Origin of the sequence: Erwinia sp. JH02, assembly GCF_013074405.1 — a bacterium.
GTDB lineage: Bacteria > Pseudomonadota > Gammaproteobacteria > Enterobacterales > Enterobacteriaceae > Erwinia > Erwinia rhapontici.
The window spans coordinates 16,130-32,799 of sequence record NZ_JABANZ010000016.1; the positions used below are offsets into that span (position 1 = coordinate 16,130).

The 16,670-nt window shown below is 51.5% G+C and carries 17 protein-coding genes and 1 pseudogene; 6 read left to right on the top strand and 12 right to left on the bottom strand.

Annotated features, from left to right (window positions below; all coding sequences use genetic code 11):
• Positions 1–344: 344 nt before the first annotated feature.
• Positions 345–1,805, top strand: coding sequence for a methyl-accepting chemotaxis protein (locus HHI26_RS23570; RefSeq protein WP_171149796.1), 1,461 nt, complete (start codon positions 345–347; stop codon positions 1,803–1,805).
• A 127-nt stretch (positions 1,806–1,932) separates the two neighbouring features.
• Here HHI26_RS23570 and HHI26_RS23575 read toward each other — a convergent pair whose 3' ends face one another.
• Together HHI26_RS23575 and HHI26_RS23580 are read right to left on the bottom strand one after the other, a co-directional pair.
• Positions 1,933–2,199: a hypothetical protein gene (locus tag HHI26_RS23575; RefSeq protein ID WP_171149797.1), complete on the bottom strand. Its 267-nt coding sequence runs from the start codon at positions 2,197–2,199 to the stop codon at positions 1,933–1,935.
• Between the two features lie 23 nt (positions 2,200–2,222).
• The gene (locus tag HHI26_RS23580; protein ID WP_171149798.1) at positions 2,223–2,624 is read right to left on the bottom strand and encodes a hypothetical protein; all 402 of its coding nucleotides are present in this window, start codon (positions 2,622–2,624) and stop codon (positions 2,223–2,225) included.
• Between the two features lie 272 nt (positions 2,625–2,896).
• On the opposite strand from HHI26_RS23580, the gene HHI26_RS23585 reads away from it, so the two are divergent.
• From HHI26_RS23585 to HHI26_RS23600, 4 genes are all read left to right on the top strand, one after another.
• Positions 2,897–4,519 carry a hypothetical protein gene (locus HHI26_RS23585; protein WP_171149799.1) on the top strand — a complete coding sequence of 541 codons (1,623 nt, stop codon included), beginning with the start codon at positions 2,897–2,899 and terminating at the stop codon, positions 4,517–4,519.
• 286 nt (positions 4,520–4,805) lie between these two features.
• On the top strand, positions 4,806–5,576 hold the full coding sequence (locus HHI26_RS23590; protein WP_133841687.1) for a VOC family protein: 771 nt from the start codon (positions 4,806–4,808) through the stop codon (positions 5,574–5,576).
• Positions 5,577–5,701: 125 nt separating this feature from the next.
• A complete protein-coding gene (locus HHI26_RS23595; RefSeq protein WP_171149800.1) occupies positions 5,702–6,298 on the top strand; it encodes a hypothetical protein in 597 nt (198 codons plus the stop codon).
• A 147-nt stretch (positions 6,299–6,445) separates the two neighbouring features.
• Positions 6,446–6,691 carry a YmjA family protein gene (locus tag HHI26_RS23600; RefSeq protein ID WP_171149801.1) on the top strand — a complete coding sequence of 82 codons (246 nt, stop codon included), beginning with the start codon at positions 6,446–6,448 and terminating at the stop codon, positions 6,689–6,691.
• Between the two features lie 72 nt (positions 6,692–6,763).
• Here the strand turns inward: HHI26_RS23600 and HHI26_RS25565 are convergent.
• Positions 6,764–6,871 (bottom strand): annotated as a pseudogene (locus HHI26_RS25565) (SDR family NAD(P)-dependent oxidoreductase); the annotation flags it as partial.
• A gap of 148 nt (positions 6,872–7,019) precedes the next feature.
• On the opposite strand from HHI26_RS25565, the gene HHI26_RS23605 reads away from it, so the two are divergent.
• Positions 7,020–7,913, top strand: coding sequence for a LysR family transcriptional regulator (locus HHI26_RS23605; RefSeq protein ID WP_133841690.1), 894 nt, complete (start codon positions 7,020–7,022; stop codon positions 7,911–7,913).
• Between the two features lie 34 nt (positions 7,914–7,947).
• On the opposite strand, the gene HHI26_RS23610 is transcribed toward HHI26_RS23605, so the two are convergent.
• From HHI26_RS23610 to HHI26_RS23650, 9 genes are all read right to left on the bottom strand, one after another.
• Entirely contained in the window at positions 7,948–8,937 is a 990-nt protein-coding gene (locus tag HHI26_RS23610; protein WP_171149802.1) for an aldo/keto reductase, read from the bottom strand.
• Positions 8,938–8,963: 26 nt separating this feature from the next.
• Positions 8,964–9,815 carry an aldo/keto reductase gene (locus HHI26_RS23615; RefSeq protein ID WP_133841692.1) on the bottom strand — a complete coding sequence of 284 codons (852 nt, stop codon included), beginning with the start codon at positions 9,813–9,815 and terminating at the stop codon, positions 8,964–8,966.
• Between the two features lie 238 nt (positions 9,816–10,053).
• On the bottom strand, positions 10,054–11,118 hold the full coding sequence (locus HHI26_RS23620) for an alpha/beta fold hydrolase (RefSeq protein ID WP_171149803.1): 1,065 nt from the start codon (positions 11,116–11,118) through the stop codon (positions 10,054–10,056).
• A 108-nt stretch (positions 11,119–11,226) separates the two neighbouring features.
• Positions 11,227–11,811, bottom strand: a complete 585-nt coding sequence (locus HHI26_RS23625) for a flavodoxin (RefSeq protein ID WP_133841694.1) — start codon at positions 11,809–11,811, stop codon at positions 11,227–11,229.
• A gap of 9 nt (positions 11,812–11,820) precedes the next feature.
• Complete coding sequence (locus HHI26_RS23630) at positions 11,821–12,582, bottom strand: carboxymuconolactone decarboxylase family protein (protein ID WP_171149804.1); 762 nt, start codon at positions 12,580–12,582, stop codon at positions 11,821–11,823.
• The gene (locus HHI26_RS23635) at positions 12,560–13,039 is read right to left on the bottom strand and encodes a cupin domain-containing protein (RefSeq protein WP_133841696.1); all 480 of its coding nucleotides are present in this window, start codon (positions 13,037–13,039) and stop codon (positions 12,560–12,562) included. The genes HHI26_RS23630 and HHI26_RS23635 overlap by 23 nt, the downstream gene beginning before the upstream one ends.
• Positions 13,040–13,103: 64 nt before the next feature.
• Positions 13,104–14,561: a heavy metal sensor histidine kinase gene (locus HHI26_RS23640; RefSeq protein ID WP_171149805.1), complete on the bottom strand. Its 1,458-nt coding sequence runs from the start codon at positions 14,559–14,561 to the stop codon at positions 13,104–13,106.
• Between the two features lie 13 nt (positions 14,562–14,574).
• Positions 14,575–15,255, bottom strand: coding sequence for a heavy metal response regulator transcription factor (locus HHI26_RS23645; protein WP_133841698.1), 681 nt, complete (start codon positions 15,253–15,255; stop codon positions 14,575–14,577).
• Positions 15,256–15,270: 15 nt separating this feature from the next.
• Positions 15,271–16,437, bottom strand: coding sequence for an aldo/keto reductase (locus HHI26_RS23650; protein WP_171149806.1), 1,167 nt, complete (start codon positions 16,435–16,437; stop codon positions 15,271–15,273).
• Positions 16,438–16,670 lie beyond the last annotated feature (233 nt).

Genomic DNA, 16,670 nt, shown 5'->3' on the forward strand with positions numbered 1-16,670 from the left:
ACGTCGCGTGACGAGGCCCGCAGGGATGCGGATTTTGCCGCTCCGGCGTGCTCAAACTGGCCCCGGACCTGAATCCGGACGGGAAGCCATTAATTTTTGTGGGGATCCCTCAGGGGGCGATCATCTTTTCCGAACGAGCCGTGCTGATGGAGTGTTCCAGGGATCAGGTCAGCTTTGCTGGCTGACCGGAACAGATGGTCAGCCACTCCGGGTGAATGCCTCTCTTCTTTTATATTTAACTGCCTGAAAAATAGAAACACTATAAAGATCGGCGCCAACATGCCGTAACTGATCAGGTCATCTTAAATAAAAATCCCACTCATGCTGTCTCACGGAGGATGTTGATGCTGCAACTGCTCAGGAACATGAAGGTTGGCCGAAAACTGACGGCAGGTTTCGGTGTATTACTTTTTTTTGTCGCCGCCATTTGTTACTGCGGCTTTAGTGGTTTCAGCACTGCGGAAGATTCATCGGCACGTTTATCGGTGGTCGGCGCACTGTATGATAATGCCGGTGCCGTCAAGGATGGCTTGCAGGAGAACCCTGCCGTCGCGATGACGAAGCTGGCTGCGGTCAGCACCGAACTCGACAAAATCCACTCACTGATCCGCGAAGGCGACTGGCCAGCCCAGTACGCGCCCTTAGCCGACACCATACAGCAAGATATCGACGGCCTCCGTACCGATCTGCAAAGCACCGCTGCCCGCAATGATAAGTCCACCCAGGTGCGGATCTCGGGCCTGCTGGAAGACATCAATAAAATCTACGGGGCTGAAGAGTCGCACTCCGCTGAGCTGCTGGCCTGGAATCGCTGGCTGCTGGGTGTTCTCGGTATTGTCGCGATGCTGGTCGGCGTGATCGTTGCCGTCAGTATTCACCGGCAGATCGTTCCACCGCTGAATGAAGCCCTACAGGAGGCCAACCGTATTACTCATGGTGACCTGACAGGCACGCTGAATAGCGATCGTCAGGATGAAATCGGCCAGTTATTGCAGAGCATGGCGGGCATGAAGGCGCAGCTTAACCAGATTGTTCACCGCATCCAGGTGCGCACCAGTGAAATCGTCAATGCTGCGGATGAAATCTCCTCCGGCAACAGCAACCTGTCGGCGCGAACCGAAGAGCAGTCGGCCAGCGTTGAGCAAACGGCAGCCACGCTCAGCCAGTTGACCAGCACGCTCAGCCAGACGGCCGGGCACACCGGGCAGGCACATCAGCTGGCTACCAAAGCGGGCGGGATTGTCAGGCATAACGGGGAGCTGATGCGCTCCGTCACTCACCGTATGCAGGGCATCCATGATTCGTCTTCCCGGATGGCCGATATTATTCAGGTGATCGACAGCATCGCTTTTCAGACCAACATTCTGGCGCTGAATGCCGCCGTCGAAGCAGCCCGTGCCGGAGAATCCGGGCGCGGTTTTGCGGTGGTGGCGGGCGAAGTGCGCACGCTGGCAGGGCGCAGTGCCACCGCCGCGAAGGAGATCCGTGAGCTGATTGATAGTTCTGTTGGCCAGATTGACGAAGGTCGTGAGCTGGTGGGGAAAGCCGATGTAGCGATGCAGGATATGGTGCAGAATATTACCAGTATGGCGAGCCTGATGAGTGATATTGCGGGATCAAGCCATGAGCAGAGCGATGGTCTGGCGCAGATCAACAACACCATGAATCACATTGATGATGCAACCCAGCAAAATGCCGCCTTAGTGGAGCAGTCTGCCGCTGCCGCCGCATCGATGCAGGAACAGGCGCGCGATCTGATGGTGATGGTGGATGTGTTCCGGGTTGACCCTGTTCCATCAGCTTGATCGCTGAATAAAAAAGGCCCGCTCAGAAAAGCTGAGTGGGCCTTTGAGTTAGCGTGCAGTAGGTAGTGTATTGATCCCTGAACCTATCCGCTTCGTTACTGCGGGGTAACCCGCAATATCGGCACAATTACAACACTGGGGCATTAGGGTCCGGATCATCAATCAGCGCGCGAACCTTCGGTTCTGTTATTAATGAGCGCTCGCCAGCCAGATGGGAAATTTTTTTATATGACCCAATGTCTTTTGCGGTCAACAACGGACCCGCCTCAATGTTTCGCTCTTTAAGATCGTCATTAATCGCGCTCGCAATGGTACGGTCGCTCAAACCCGCTTTTGTCAGTCGTGCGATTTTCTGGAAGTTCCATTCACGTAAACCTGCAGCAATAATACCCATGATTTGCTTCTCCAAAAAGTGAGTTAGGTGTTAGAAAAAAGTGACGACATGCTGCCAGAAGTGCTGCCACCGACTAACGCTCCTACGGTAGTGACAACCACTTTACCACCCGCCATTCCTAACCCTCCTGAGGCCAGACTACCTCCGCCTAATGCAGCAAGCCCTGCAGATGAGGCTGCTGCACCGCTTAGCGTACCACCTGCCATGCCGAGCCCTGCTGCACTTGCTACCGCGCCAATCGCGGGTGCCATGACTGCAGCGGCACCACCGGTAGCCACTGTTGCAGCGGCAATTGCGAGAGATTTTATGGGGTTTTCACTAATATAATCAAAGATATAACCAAGCATAACTGTCACCATTTTCTGCAGTAAGAGGCACCATGCCTCGTTGAGATAATGATAAACACGGGCCAGTAAAAAGGTCAAATTACCATAAATAGATATTAATTTGATTTTTATTCATGTTTTTAGTAAAAACTAACTTAAATAAAAAATAAAATGACTTTTTTATATGAGTTTAAGTTGTTTTTTATGTGAGTATTTTGTTTTAATGATTTTTAAAGTGATTTCTTGATGGATTTGATGCAAAAGGGGCGTATAGGCTGCTCGTAATAGGCTACATGTCCAAAATGTCCGAAGGGAAAACCTTAACAAGTATTGTCAAATTATGTGATTAAGATCACAACTATGGAGTCGTTATGCCACTTTCCGAGTACCAAAAGCAGCGATTCCGGACTGTTCTGTCCGGCACAGAATCCCCTTTCCCTAACATATACGACGCAGTCAGCGAGCAACTGCTGCTGCTTATTTTTAAAGCACGACAGCTTAATCAGGTTCCTGAGTACAGTGACTGGTTCGCGGAGCAGCACGAGGTACTCGTTAGACTACGTACGCAGCACAATAAAATTAAAGAAATTTACTCACGGGATACTTATGCTGTTGGGTTTGAAGAGAAGCCGCAGAATAGCCTCAATAGTGCGCTTTTTTTTATGTACTCGCTGTATGAAGGATTTGATCAGGGTAATGTTAGCCTGAAGACTTGGGGAGAAATGAACCGCCAACCAGCAGGTTGGGATGGTCGTTTCCAACAGCAAAAAAAGCGCGAGGATGATTTTATTCGGGGCGATCTCTTCACCATTTTAACGGAGAGCAAAACACGCTGCATACCACTTCCTACGCAGGCGCGCGGAGGATATTGCCATCAGGATCTCTCCATCGCCCATTCTTGCAGCGACCTCCTGCTTGAACGGTTAGATGATTATCATAAAATCGATTCATTACAGATCATTGCTGAAACTGTATGCGATCTTATCAATGATTTTCGTCATAAACACATCGCGCTCCCTGCCTGGCTTCTTCAATTTGATGAAGCGTGCCAGGGCTCAATTTTCGGTAAAATGCGCAGCAGTCATCAATTCGGGAAAATTGTTGAGTTGCTTGAAGGAGATGGCCGGCAACAGTTTATTGAGGGAATTATCACCCAGGGCACAGAACATGATGCCCAGCGTATTTTCAATCGATACATCGGGATTTATGCGACTGATATCTATCAATGGATTGGCGATATCCAGTGTTATTTAAAAGCGCAGCAATCCACCCCCTATCGCTGGAAATTCACAACGGTTAAGCAGACGACAAACCAGGCAAAGGAAGAGGCTCAGAGCAAGGGAACGACTGCGTGGGATAGCGACTATTGTCAGGTTTCAATCAGCCGGGATAACCTGCTGGCACTTATTCAGACGAATACGCTATATGACGCCACCGCTACGCTAGCGGACCGTTTAGTGTATATCTACCAGGAAGCCGCTGCACAAGGGGCTAAAGATAAAGATATCCCGCCGGAAATTACCGAGAGAGAATGCGAAGTACACGATTCAAACAGTTGGAAATTTCCAGGATCAACCTGGCGCTCCTCTGAGGAGAAGGTGGGCATCGTTAAATCATTTGAAAACTGGTATGAAAACAACAAAGTACTGTTGATTAGCGCCAAAGATAAACGCATCGAGAAAATCAGCGTTGCGGTGCGACTGGCGGGATTGAAGTGCTACGACCTGAAAATGGGGATCCCTGATGGCAACAGAATGCGCATCAAAGATGGTGTCTACAGTAAGATGAAAAATGACAGTAGCCTGCGCTTACCTGTTCCTATCAGTGATATTTCACTTCAGCGATATCATTCAAAAGTAAAAGCCATTATCACATCCGAAATTGATTTGGTACTGCAGGACCAGCGAAATAAAAATGCGCAATTTCCTTACAGTGGATCACTGCATATGATTAAACCACTTTGGGGGAAGTGCGTATACGCTGAAGATCAATAGTGACGGGTGTATGATGCCATATTGTTGATGCGTCGCTATGAAATAATTTCTCTTTAGCAACGAAAAGCAACTTAAGTAACAATAATCAGTTATTGGTTTTAACATTCATTAGGAAAGCGATTTTTACGACTTTGGATAGATTATTTTATTGTTTGTTTTTGCACGTGTCGCAGCAATATAGTTGCCACGAGAACCCTCTATCGCGCTGCGATAGAGGCAAAAGAGGCATTATTCGGCCAAAAGATAATGATGCCATCCATCTTTACCAACAGATTCAGGAGGCAGGATGGCAACACTAAAGTGGGATCATGCGGTTCAGTTTGTCAATCATCCCGAAGAGGCGATTCAGATTTTCGCCGCACAGCAGCTGAACGCCATACCGGGCGGGCGCCATCCGGGGTGGGGCACCCGGAATGCGCTGAGTTACTTCGGCCTGACCTATATCGAGTTTCTCGCGATTGCTGACCAGGCAGAGCTGGAGACTGCCGCACAGAGGTTCCTGCTGTCGCGCGATGCGGCGCAGTTACTGCCGGAAAACCAGGCACTGTATCGGGTGGCCCTGCGCAGCGACGATATTGTGCAGACGCACGAGGACCTGCACCGCAAAGGCTTACAGGTGTCGGCGATTGCGGACGGCCAGCGCAACGATCCGCAGGGCAACGTGATCAGCTGGCGTATTTTTACCATTGATGGCGACGTTAACGGTTTGCCTTATCCCTTTGTTCTGCAATGGGGGGAAGATGATGATGCCCGCCTGGCGCGGTTACGGGCACAGGGGCTGGACAGCCCGCATCCTGCCGGAGAGGTGGCGCTGACGCGTGCGGTGTTTGACGTGCAGGACCCGCAGGCGGTGCGCGCTCACTGGCAGGCGCTGTTTGGCTTTGCCCCATTAGCGGATGCCACGCAGGAAGGGCTGGATCTGGGCGATCAGCAGTTTATTTTCCGCCCCGGTGCGGACAACCGACTGGTGGAACTGGTGTTGACGGCCGGGGAGCCTGCGTTACACGGCAAGCGCTGGTCGGTGGGGCATGGCGAGTATGTTTTCGCGCAGGGATAACCGGCGATAACACAGGATCATGTTATCGGCGCCGGGCAGAGAGGAGAGGGCAGAACGGCAGATCTGCCCTGTCAAATTTCACATCGTGCTAGAATTATCGCTCAAGGGGTATATTTGGATAAAGTATGACGAATATCGACACAGTCAGGGGTGTAGTGGGCAAAAGAGGGTACAAGGATAACCCTGTGTATCGTGAGGCCATGATACAGATGCGTTTTGAGACCTTCACGGATGACGATGTGGCTTTTTTTGAGGCGCACTACCTCACATCAAAAGATGTTTTCAGCCGTAATCAGATATTGTATGCATTGGTCTTAACTTGTCCGGACAGGGACCTGAAAGATTTTTTCCTGGCGGCATTCAAAAAAGAACGTCATGTCGATATGCGATTAGTCGCCCTGCGCGGTTATACGCACTATGCCTCTGAAGAAGAGGTGATTCCGCTGATGACTAAACTTTCCGATATCATCAAAAAGCTCCCCGCGCATACACGCTATCCTTACCAGGAATATGAGATGTTACGATCTCAATTTGGGCTGCCTTATTTAGTGGCGCACTATGGCTATGCCTGTTTTATACAGGCATCAGAACAGCTCAATGCGCAATATGATGCGATGCCGGATGAGTGCAAAGGCTTTTTTACGCTGGATGCTCAGGGGCTGCATATTCAGTTACTGCCTCCCGCTGAGGCAAAAGAACGGCTGGGGAAACTGTTCGGTTAAACAGGGGTACAGCCTGCCAAATTACAGGTATAATCCCCCGCATTATCCACTGGTTGACAAGCGGGATATATCAGGCCGATATCAGACGCTAAGCCTGATTAACCTGCACCCGCTGAAAAAACTGGCACTACCTTCAGGAAACGACTGATGAGCAATGACATCCCCCTTAAGTATTATGACTTCGTAGATGAGTATGCGACGGAAGCCGCACAGCCGGTAACCGAATCAGAGCGCAGCCCTCTGGCGCGTTATTTCGAGCTGCTGATGACGCATTTAACCAATAACGAAGAAATCAGCGAAGAACAGCAGAAAGAGATGGCCACTGAAGCCGGTATCAACGCGTTACGTATTGATGATATCGCGACGTTTCTGAATCAATGGGGCAATGAGTAACACCCTCTGATAGGTTTTTGATGCCCGGGCACGTTTTCTACCGGGTATCCTGTCCCTCAAAAAACACGAAAATTTGCGCTTATTTCTGATCGGCACTACGGGGTGATGGCCCATTTCAATAGCGGTATTCACGACATGAAGACCAATACTTCCTGTCGCCCCTGCAACGACTATTTTCATGATAATCCTTCTGATAATTCAGCCTTATTTTCGATAGAGTCAGGATATCCATTATCATTATTGTCAGTAATGGGGCTAAAATGGTTATGTCTATGAACACCCTTCATGAGTATGTGATGAAGGGAATGCCTCCATAAGGAAATCGCCGATGCTTAAAGAAAACTTCAACGAACTGCAACTCTTTCTTGTAGTGGCAAGGGAGCGAAGTTTTACCAAAGCAGCGGGAAAACTGGGAGTTTCTCAGTCTGCACTCAGCCACGCGATCAAGGCACTAGAGAACAGGCTGAATATCCGCCTTTTGACCCGTACGACCCGAAGCGTAGCCCCTACAGAGGCCGGTGAGAGAATTATTGCCTGCCTTGAACCGCGTATTGCCGATCTTGAGCAGGAACTTGAATCGCTTGTTCAGCTGAACGGCACTGCCTCCGGCAATATCCGTTTATCTGCCGGGGAGCATGCCGCGCGAAGTCTGGTATGGCCGAAGTTAAAACCCTTCCTCAGGGAATATTCGGAAATTAATCTCGAACTGGTGGTTGATAACGGTTTTGTCGATATTGTTGAGGGGCGTTTTGATGCCGGGATCCGACTGGGCGAAAGCGTAGATAAGGACATGATTGCTGTAAGAATTGGGCCGGACATGAGAATGGCCGTAGTAGGAGCACCGTCTTATTTCGCTGCAAATCCTGCACCTGAAACGCCGCACGAGCTACAAAATCACCGGTGCATTAATATGCGCCTGCCAACAGCCGGTGGACTTTACCACTGGGAGTTTGAGAAGGATGGGAAACCGTTACGGGTCAGAGTGGAAGGGCAGGTAACGTTTAATCTGCAGGCGGAAAGGATTGATGCGGCATTATCTGGTTTTGGCATCGCCTGTATACCTGAAGACAGGGTTAAGGATTATATAAAGTCAGGAGAGCTTATTCAGGTTCTGCAGGACTGGTGCTCGTCTTTCCCCGGATATTACCTCTACTACCCAAGCCGTAAGCAGCATCCGCCCGCTTTTGCGCTGATGATCGATGCCCTTCGCTACCAGGAATAACGGGTCCGCCATTCGCTGCGGACCCGTCCGGGTATTAACGGCCCACGCGAGCCTGGTGCTCAGGAGAGTAACGTTCGCCGACGACTTTAATCGTTTCAAGCGCCTGGGTTATCTGGCGTGAGTCATCCTGCGAGAGAATGATGTCGGCAGCCCCCAGGTTTTCTTCCAGCCGGTGTAGTTTCGTGGTACCAGGGATAGGAACAATCCACGGCTTTTGTGCCAGTAACCATACCAGCGCGATTTGTGCAGACGTCACACCTTTCTCTGCCGCCAGTTCACCCAGCAATGAGACCAGCTTTTCATTGGCTTCAATCGCCTGCCCGGCGAAACGCGGCACTGTGCTACGGTAATCATCCTTGCCAAAAGTGGTTCCTGGCTTAATCGATCCCGTCAGGAAGCCTTTGCCTAATGGGCTGAAGGGAACGAAACCAATGCCCAGCTCTTCCAGCAACGGCAGGATCTCCTGCTCAGGCTCGCGCCACCACATGGAGTATTCGCTTTGCAGGGCTGTGACAGGTTGTACGGCATGCGCACGACGAATGGTTTGTGCACCTGCTTCGGACAGACCGAAATGTTTAACTTTTCCTTCAGCTATCAGGTCTTTTACAGTACCTGCAACATCTTCAATCGGGACATCCGGGTCGACACGATGTTGATACAGTAGATCAATAGCGTCTGTTTTAAGACGGCGTAATGATCCTTCCACAGCTTCACGGATATGCTCTGGACGGCTGTTTAAAATCTGCTGCTTATTGTCCGTACCAAAGGTAAAACCAAATTTGGTGGCGATAACCACACGGTCACGAAACGGTTTTAAGGCAACGCCTACAACCTCTTCATTAAGGAAGGGGCCATACAATTCAGCTGTATCGAAAAAAGTAACTCCACGTTCAACTGCTGTACGAATAAGTTCTATAGCCTGAAGGGTATCGGTCGCCGGGCCGTAGCCGTGGCTTAAGCCCATGCAACCGAGCCCAAGCGCGGAGACTTCGAGTCCAGATTGACCCAGATAACGTTTTTGCATTGAATAAATACCTCTTTTATCGCGACTTAAACATCAAGTTTGCGGCCAGTCAGCCATTCCACCATCGCTGGGTCGCGGTGAGAGAAGAAGGCGCTGGTTGCGGTGTCGAGCGCGGTAATTTGCAGCATATCTTCAGAGCTGAGTTCAAAATCGAGAATGTTGATGTTCTCTTCCATGCGTTCTTTGCGCACCGATTTCGCCAGCGAAACGATGCCTCGCTGCAAGATCCACCGCAGTACCACCTGGCCCACACTTTTGCCGTACTTCTGACCAATTGCCGTTAATACGGGATGCTGGAACAAACCATTTCTACCCTCAGCAAACGGTGCCCAGGCTTCCGGCTGAATGCCACGGCTCTGATTCCATGGAACGGCATGCAGTTGCTGGTTAAAGGGGTTAACTTCAATCTGGTTTACCGCAGGGGCAACGTTGTTGAAGGCGATAAGGTCGGCCAGTCTGTCAGGATGGAAGTTACTCACACCAATGGCGCGAATTTTGCCTGCCTGTTGCAGTTCTTCCATGGCACGCCAGGCCCCATGGACATCACCGTAAGGCTGGTGAATCAGGTACAAGTCAACGTAATCAAGTTGCAGTCGATTCAGAGAGCGCTCGAACTGTGCTTTCGCGCCTTCATAATTTGTATCCTGTAACCACAGCTTGGTGGTTACAAACAGTTCGTCACGGACGATACCGCTTTTTTTCAGTGCGTTCCCGACCTGGGTTTCATTCTGATAAGACGCAGCGGTATCGATCAGGCGGTATCCTGTATCGATAGCATCAATAACGGCTCTTTCGCATTCTGTGGCATCCGTCATCTGGAAGACACCAAAGCCCAGCAGGGGCATTTCAATACCGTTGTTCAGTTTTACAGTTTGCATGGCGTTATCCTTCAGCTTTTGTGTAGGAAAAGCATAACGCAAAGGGATTTATTTGATTAGACGGGGGAATGAGCTAGGGTTTATTAGATGTGTTCATTAATTTAGAGGGGGGGCGGCTTTGTGCGCGAAGCAGACCGTCACATTTAACGCTTTTCCGCCATGATTTAGCCACTTTATTTTTTATAAAGATGATGTTTGTATTGAGCCTTCAATAATGAAGGCTCGCTATTATCTCTTCCTACTGTAGTTTTTTTTCTTTAAGGAATTGACTCACCAAATCAGCAATCTGCACATTATTTAAATCAGAGAACGGGAAGTGGGTATTCCCTTTGATTCCCACTTCAGGCAGATGCGTGACAGTGACATCCCCGCCATGCTTGTTCACCACGTCACGCCACTCACGAGCCATCGCCAGACGTACGCGCCAGCTGTCCTGTGCGGGCATGGCGACAGGCTTATCCGGTATGTTATCGCCGTAAATAATCAGAATCGGGATTTTAGTCAGTGCCATAAACTGCTCCATCGGAACAGGCTCACCCTTAAGCGTGTCAAACGCGCTTGGCATAGGGGCAGGGAGTTCTTTCTCCGGGAAGACAAAGCTGCTGCCTGGCTCAAAGGCGACAATGGCTTTGACCTTGTCGTTTTTCATCGCCGTATACCAGCCTGGCCCGCCACCCTGAGAGTGGGTGAAGAGGATAGCCGGGCCGGATTTGTCCACCACGGCCGACATCGCATCAGAGATAACATTGATATCAAACGGCCCGGTATTCGGGGTCATCTGACGGAAATACTGATTCAGCGCTTCTTTATCGTGAGAGAACTGAACGCCCTTAAAATACTCTGGCCACACGCCAACGCGGAACTGGTTGAACCACATCTGCTCATCCGGTTTAGGCGTAACAGTCCCCTCTACAGTCGTGCGACCGGCGCTGCCCCGGCGTGGCTGATCGACAAGATAGGTTGAGAATCCACGACGCAGGAATATGTTCTGGAACCCTTCGCGACCATCCGGGGTGCTTTCCCAGGTTCGGGAGAACTGACCTGCGCCGTGCAGCATGACGATAGGGTATTTATGCGGATTCTCCGGGATTTGGTAGAACACAGACGCATGATCGCCATGCCAGGTTTGGCCAGCAGAATCCAGCGGCTTTTTCGCATCAAATGTTCCTGGGGCGGTGATGAGGGTGCCGCCAGCAGAAAAGCTTCCTTGTTCCTGAATGACCAGCGGCTCGGCATATACCGACTGAGCCATCAGACCTCCCGCCATGACGCAGCTGGCCAGCGTTTTTAAGATTGTCTTCAAGATTACATCCTCTGTTATGTTCGCCGTTCAATCATATCTGAGTTGTCAGCGTTAATTATTTAGCACCCCTGATTGCCCTTAACTTGGCAGGTTCATGAATGCGGACGATTAACTGCGTATAGTCTCTAACCAACGGGTGACCGCTTCAGTAGTTCTTCGTTCCTGGTCGCATTCAATGACCAGCGGTTTTTCCCGACGCGCAGTTGGGGCGAGACTGGCAAGAATGTCGTCGCTGTCTCCTTTACCGTAGCCACCGTGAGTAATAAAGGGGATCAGTAATTTGCCCGCAAGGTTGTGGCTGCTGAGAAATGCTTGCACTACAGGGGGCACGCTGGTCCCCCAGATGGGAAAGCCTAAATACACGGTCTCATAGCGTGAGATATCTGCGACGCTATTTTTCAATGCGGGTTTGACTCCCCGCTCACGCTCATTTTTTGCCTGTTCAACGGTCTGGAAATAGTCTTCCGGATAAGGCGTTGCCGGTTCGATTTCAAACAGATCGGTATTCAGGCTGCGGTGAATGACGCCCGCAATCACCCGTGTATTTCCGCTGCGGGAGAAGTACGCCACCAGAATTCGGCCTTTACCCTGCACGTTTGCGGTTCCGGTCGCAGCTGATGCCAGGGAGATGTTCGCCAGCGTGAGCCCGGCAAGCGCGGTAATTAACATTCTGCGGTTGGGATCATGCTCCATAACCCACTCCTAATTTTTTGCGAGCGCCTGCTGCAGCGCCTTTTCAGCTCGCGTTGCTGCATCATTTTCGCCATGTTCACGCAGAACCTGTGCCAGCTGGCGCAGCTGCGCTGCCGTCAGGCCGACCCGCATGCTGGCTCGTGTATGCGATAACAGCTGGGCTTCAACGCCTGGTGTGGCCGCTAATGCGCCAACCGTTGCCAGTTCGCGGCTTTGCCAGTCGAGGTTATCGCGGGCGAAAATGTCGCCGAAAAGATGCGTTTGCAGGAACTGGTTAATCACCGGGGCAAAATCAAACAGCGGACCCTGGACGGGAGCGCCTGAGATTTTTGTCTGGTTTGCGGTACCGACGCGGCGAAGCTCATCCCCGACAGGGAGCGGGGCAACCGGCTTTTTACCCTCAATGTCTTTGATACCACGTTGTTTACGTGCTTCGACGACCTTCATCAGTTCGCTAAGTGCATTCAGGCTACGGGGAAAGCCTGTGTAGGCATAAAGCTGGACGAGAATCTCTTTGGTTTCGTTTATCGTGAGTCCTGCGTCAAGACCCTGATTCAGAACTGCATTCAGCTTATCCATCTGACTGCTGGCCATCGATGCCGCAATCAACGGGATGGCCTGTTGACTGGCTGACAGCGTATCTGAAACCTTTTGTTTGTGGTTCATTTCTGAGGCTCCTTTATTGACGGGCGCAGCATGTGCCGCGAGACCCAAACCAAAGGTCAGCAGTACCGCTGCCGCTAATGCTTTAATGGGCGTGGTATTGTTCATCTGTCACTTTCTCCATCCATTTAACGCTTTTGCCATCTACAATCCCGGTTATCGCCAGGTGCGTCATCGCGCTGCCAGGCGCCGCTCCGTGCCAGTGTTTGACCCCCGCCGGGCAAGAAACAACGTCGCCAGCGCGGATGACCTGCACTGGCTGGCCTTCCTGTTGGGAGAGCCCAACACCCGAGGTCACAATCAGCCGTTGGCCTGCGGGATGTGTATGCCAGGCTGAACGGGCACCAGGCTCAAAGGTGACATAAGCCCCGGAAACACTGATATCATTGTCGGGTTTGAAGAGAGGATCAACCCGGACGCGACCGGTAAAATTCTCGGCTGGCCCGTACACCGCGTTCTGACTTCCTGCGGGGGCGATATGGGTAGCGGGATTGTGTTCCGCTGCCCAGGATGAAAACGTAAAGAGGGGCAGTAACAGCCCGAGGTAACGTAAATGTCCGATCATGCAAAGCGTCCTTATCAATGAAGAGGGGATTGCCTGCGATGATTTTATCGAGGGGGTGATGACGTCAGGCTGACGCCCCCCTGACAATTCTGTCAGTTAACCCTGGTCCCGGCTCAGTGCCGGATTGAGCATTGCCCGCCGCTTTATCCGTTTGCATAGCAAAGGTGAGGCCAAATGTATTGATGCCACCTTCACTACGCGCAAAGACATCTCCCCGGTGCATAATGGCGACGGCACGGACTATCGATAATCCCAGCCCATGATGGGTATCACTCCTGGCTCGTGAGGTGTCAACGCGATAGAACCGCTCGAAAAGCCGGTGTAAGTGCTCTGGTGCTATCGGATCGCCAGGGTTAGAAACTTCAACACAGGCTTGATGACCTTTTTCGCTTAAGCGCACCGTAACCGTGCTGTTGGAGGGGGAGTGTCTTGCGCTATTTTCCAGTAAATTAGCCAGTGAGCGGTGGAACAGTCGCCGGTCGATGTGCACGGTGACGTCACCTTGAACATCCAGAGAGAGGTGTTTTTCAGCAAAAGAGGGTTCAACATACTCCGCTGTTTTCAGGGATTCTTCCCGCAGGGACACCCGGGTAAGCTGGGATGCATGCTCACCCGCGTGAGCATGAGACAGGAACAGCATGTCGTTAACTATGGATGTCATGCGTTCAAGTTCTTCCAGATTAGAACCCAATAACTCTTCCCGTTCATCCTGCGAGCGTCGGCGTGATAGCCCTAACTGCGTCTGGCCAATCAGGTTAGTCAGCGGTGTACGGAGTTCATGCGCAACATCGGCGTTAAAGCTTTCGAGCTGACGCCAGGCGATTTCCTGACGCTCTAACACACCGTTAAATGATGACGCTAGTTGCTGCAGTTCTTCGGGTAAATCGCGGGTGTTCAGACGCTGTCCATGGTCACTGGGAGCGAGTTGCTGGGCCTGTTTACTGAGAGCCCTAACTGGACGCAGACCAATTCTTGAAACCATATAGCCCAGCAGAGCCACAATAAGCACACCCAGCCCGGTAATAATCAGCAGGGTGTGCGTGAATGCATCAAGTGTGCCCATGTACGGCGTGGAGTCGATGGCAACCACATAGCGCAGCTCAGGCCTTTCGCCGTTTGCGGGGAGCGATTTCACTAACAGAAAGAGCGAGCATGCACCTTCCGATGCGCCGGGCACTTTATTAAAGCCTTCCCGCAAAGCAGACCATTGAACACCCACTGGCGGCGTTCCCCCCATGCTAAAGCGTGGGTTATCGCTCACTATCCAGTAGCGGACGCGCTCACCTTCGGAATTAGTTAACACAGTGAATTTATTGGCCAGCGTCGACCAGCCGTCAGCCGAGGTTCGTGCGGTGATCCACGGACTCATTAATGATTCCCGGAACAACAGCTCGTTGTGCATCTGCTTTTGCAGAGAATCATGCAAAGAGCTTCGCAGAAGAATACCGATAACGGACACAATCAGCAGCGCGGATAAGGCAAACATCAGCGCCAGGTGAACGGAAATGGAACGCTTAATCATGCTTATCCTCTTTTTATTCTGGCCGGACTTCGAGGACGTATCCCATGCCACGAACGGTATGTAACAGTTTGACGTCAAACGGGGCATCGACTTTGGCTCTCAGACGTTTAATGGCGACTTCAACCACGTTGGCATCGCTGTCAAAATTCATGTCCCATATCTGCTCAGCAATCATCATCTTTGACAGAATTCCACTTTGATGCCGGGCCAGAAGGCTCAACAGGGAAAACTCTTTTGCGGTTAGCTCCAGCCTCGTCCCCCCACGAAATACCCGGCGAGCCAGTAAGTCGAGATGCAGATCGTGAATTTGCAACTGAGTGATATCTGCGCCATCCGTAGAGCGGCGGCGCACCAGTGCTTGAATACGTGCCACCAGTTCAATAAGCGAAAAGGGCTTGGGCAGATAATCATCCGCGCCAAGACGCAGCCCTTGAACGCGCTCGTCGACCGATCCACGAGCCGAGAGCATCAGCACCGGCGTCTGTTTGGCTGCCCGCACACCCTCAAGTACCCGGTAGCCATCCATCCCTGGCAACATCACATCCAGTATTATCGCGTCGTAGTCGAACTCCAGCGCGTAATGAAGACCTTCAGCGCCATCTGCAGAGACATCTACCGTAAACCCGGATTCACCCAGCGCACGGGAGAGATAGGTTGACGTTTTTTCTTCATCTTCGACTAACAACAGGCGCATAGGGGGGACTTCCTCTTAACTTTTCAACGGTGCTTCAACATCGGAATAAACCTGCACGGCATCCGGCAGACGTTGACCCTGGATAGTGATGGCATCCAGTGAGCGGGTGAGCTCGGTCATCTCTGCGGCAGTCAGCGATACGCCGGTAGCCGCTGTGTTTTGCAGCATATGGTCTTTATTGGTGGTGCCAGGGATGGGAACTATCCAGGGTTTACGGGCCAGGAGCCATGCCAGCGCAATCTGACCCGGTGCGGCATTTTTTCTCATTGCCCAGGTTTTCAGCAGCTCTACCAGCTGTAAGTTGTGTGGAAGGTTGTCAGGCGAGAAGCGCGTTTCTGTCGCGCGGAAATCTCCGGGAGCGAACCGGGTATTTTCATCAATCCAGCCCGTTAAAAACTGCACGCCGAGTGGACTCCATGGCACAAAGCCAATGCCCAGCGCTTCACACACCGGAAGCACCTGCTTTTCAGGGCCACGCCAGAGCATGGAGTATTCACTTTGTACGGCGGAAACAGGTAATGCCGCATGGGCGCGTCTCAGCGTGTTGATGCCCATTTCAGACAGACCCCAGTGCAGGACTTTCCCTTGATCCATTAAATCTTTAACCACACCGGCGACATCTTCAATCGGGATCTGCGGATCAACCCGGTGCTGATACAGTAAATCGATACGATCGGTACGCAGGCGTTTGAGCATATTTTCGACGACCTGCCTGATGTGCTCCGGCCTGCTGTTAAGCCCCGGCAGGCGCTTGCCTGTCTGTTGATCAATGTTCCAGCCAAACTTAGTGGCGATGACGATTTTGTCCCTGAACGGGGCGACGCCTTCACCGAGAATTTTTTCGACTTCAAGGGGGCCGTAGGCTTCAGCTGCATCGAAAAATGTCACCCCTTCTTCAAATGCCTGGCGGATAACATTGACCATCTCGGGACGCCAGGGAACAGAGGTGTCGTATTTGCGACTCATGTTCTGCACGCCCAGACCAACGGCAGAGACTTCAAGCTTCCCAAGTTTACGTTTACCCGGTGCAGCAGTGCGCTGGCTGGTTTTTCTGGATGAGTCGACCAGAGAGGACTGGCTTGCCGCCGATACGTGGGGAATCAGCGAGGCGGCTGCAATGCCTGCTCCGGCGACTAATAGCTTACGTCGCTCTGGCATTGTTGGGTTGTTTTGGCTTGTCATTGATCGCTCCTTTTCTCAAAAAATTGAATATAAATCTCATAAATCGAGATCATTCTGCCTCCTGATTGCCAACATAAAGCTGACGGTTACCTGACAGCGTTGTCAGAAACGCTTCCCATCTCAGTCCCTTTCCTGACAAAAATGTTATTTCTCTGTCAAGCTGCTGACAGCCTTCTTCCCCTAATCTGAGCCTGCAAATTTGATTCCGCGAGCCTGGATAACCAGGCCGACAC

Coding starts and splice junctions, on each gene's coding strand:
- HHI26_RS23575 (WP_171149797.1), bottom strand. CDS start 2,199: ATGGGTATTATTGCTGCAGGTTTACGTGAATGGAACTTCCAGAAAATC.
- HHI26_RS23605 (WP_133841690.1), top strand. CDS start 7,020: ATGCTTAAAGAAAACTTCAACGAACTGCAACTCTTTCTTGTAGTGGCA.
- HHI26_RS23570 (WP_171149796.1), top strand. CDS start 345: ATGCTGCAACTGCTCAGGAACATGAAGGTTGGCCGAAAACTGACGGCA.
- HHI26_RS23595 (WP_171149800.1), top strand. CDS start 5,702: ATGACGAATATCGACACAGTCAGGGGTGTAGTGGGCAAAAGAGGGTAC.
- HHI26_RS23615 (WP_133841692.1), bottom strand. CDS start 9,815: ATGCAAACTGTAAAACTGAACAACGGTATTGAAATGCCCCTGCTGGGC.
- HHI26_RS23635 (WP_133841696.1), bottom strand. CDS start 13,039: ATGATCGGACATTTACGTTACCTCGGGCTGTTACTGCCCCTCTTTACG.
- HHI26_RS23590 (WP_133841687.1), top strand. CDS start 4,806: ATGGCAACACTAAAGTGGGATCATGCGGTTCAGTTTGTCAATCATCCC.
- HHI26_RS23630 (WP_171149804.1), bottom strand. CDS start 12,582: ATGAACAATACCACGCCCATTAAAGCATTAGCGGCAGCGGTACTGCTG.
- HHI26_RS23645 (WP_133841698.1), bottom strand. CDS start 15,255: ATGCGCCTGTTGTTAGTCGAAGATGAAGAAAAAACGTCAACCTATCTC.
- HHI26_RS23585 (WP_171149799.1), top strand. CDS start 2,897: ATGCCACTTTCCGAGTACCAAAAGCAGCGATTCCGGACTGTTCTGTCC.
- HHI26_RS23610 (WP_171149802.1), bottom strand. CDS start 8,937: ATGCAAAAACGTTATCTGGGTCAATCTGGACTCGAAGTCTCCGCGCTT.
- HHI26_RS23650 (WP_171149806.1), bottom strand. CDS start 16,437: ATGACAAGCCAAAACAACCCAACAATGCCAGAGCGACGTAAGCTATTA.
- HHI26_RS23640 (WP_171149805.1), bottom strand. CDS start 14,561: ATGATTAAGCGTTCCATTTCCGTTCACCTGGCGCTGATGTTTGCCTTA.
- HHI26_RS23625 (WP_133841694.1), bottom strand. CDS start 11,811: ATGGAGCATGATCCCAACCGCAGAATGTTAATTACCGCGCTTGCCGGG.
- HHI26_RS23600 (WP_171149801.1), top strand. CDS start 6,446: ATGAGCAATGACATCCCCCTTAAGTATTATGACTTCGTAGATGAGTAT.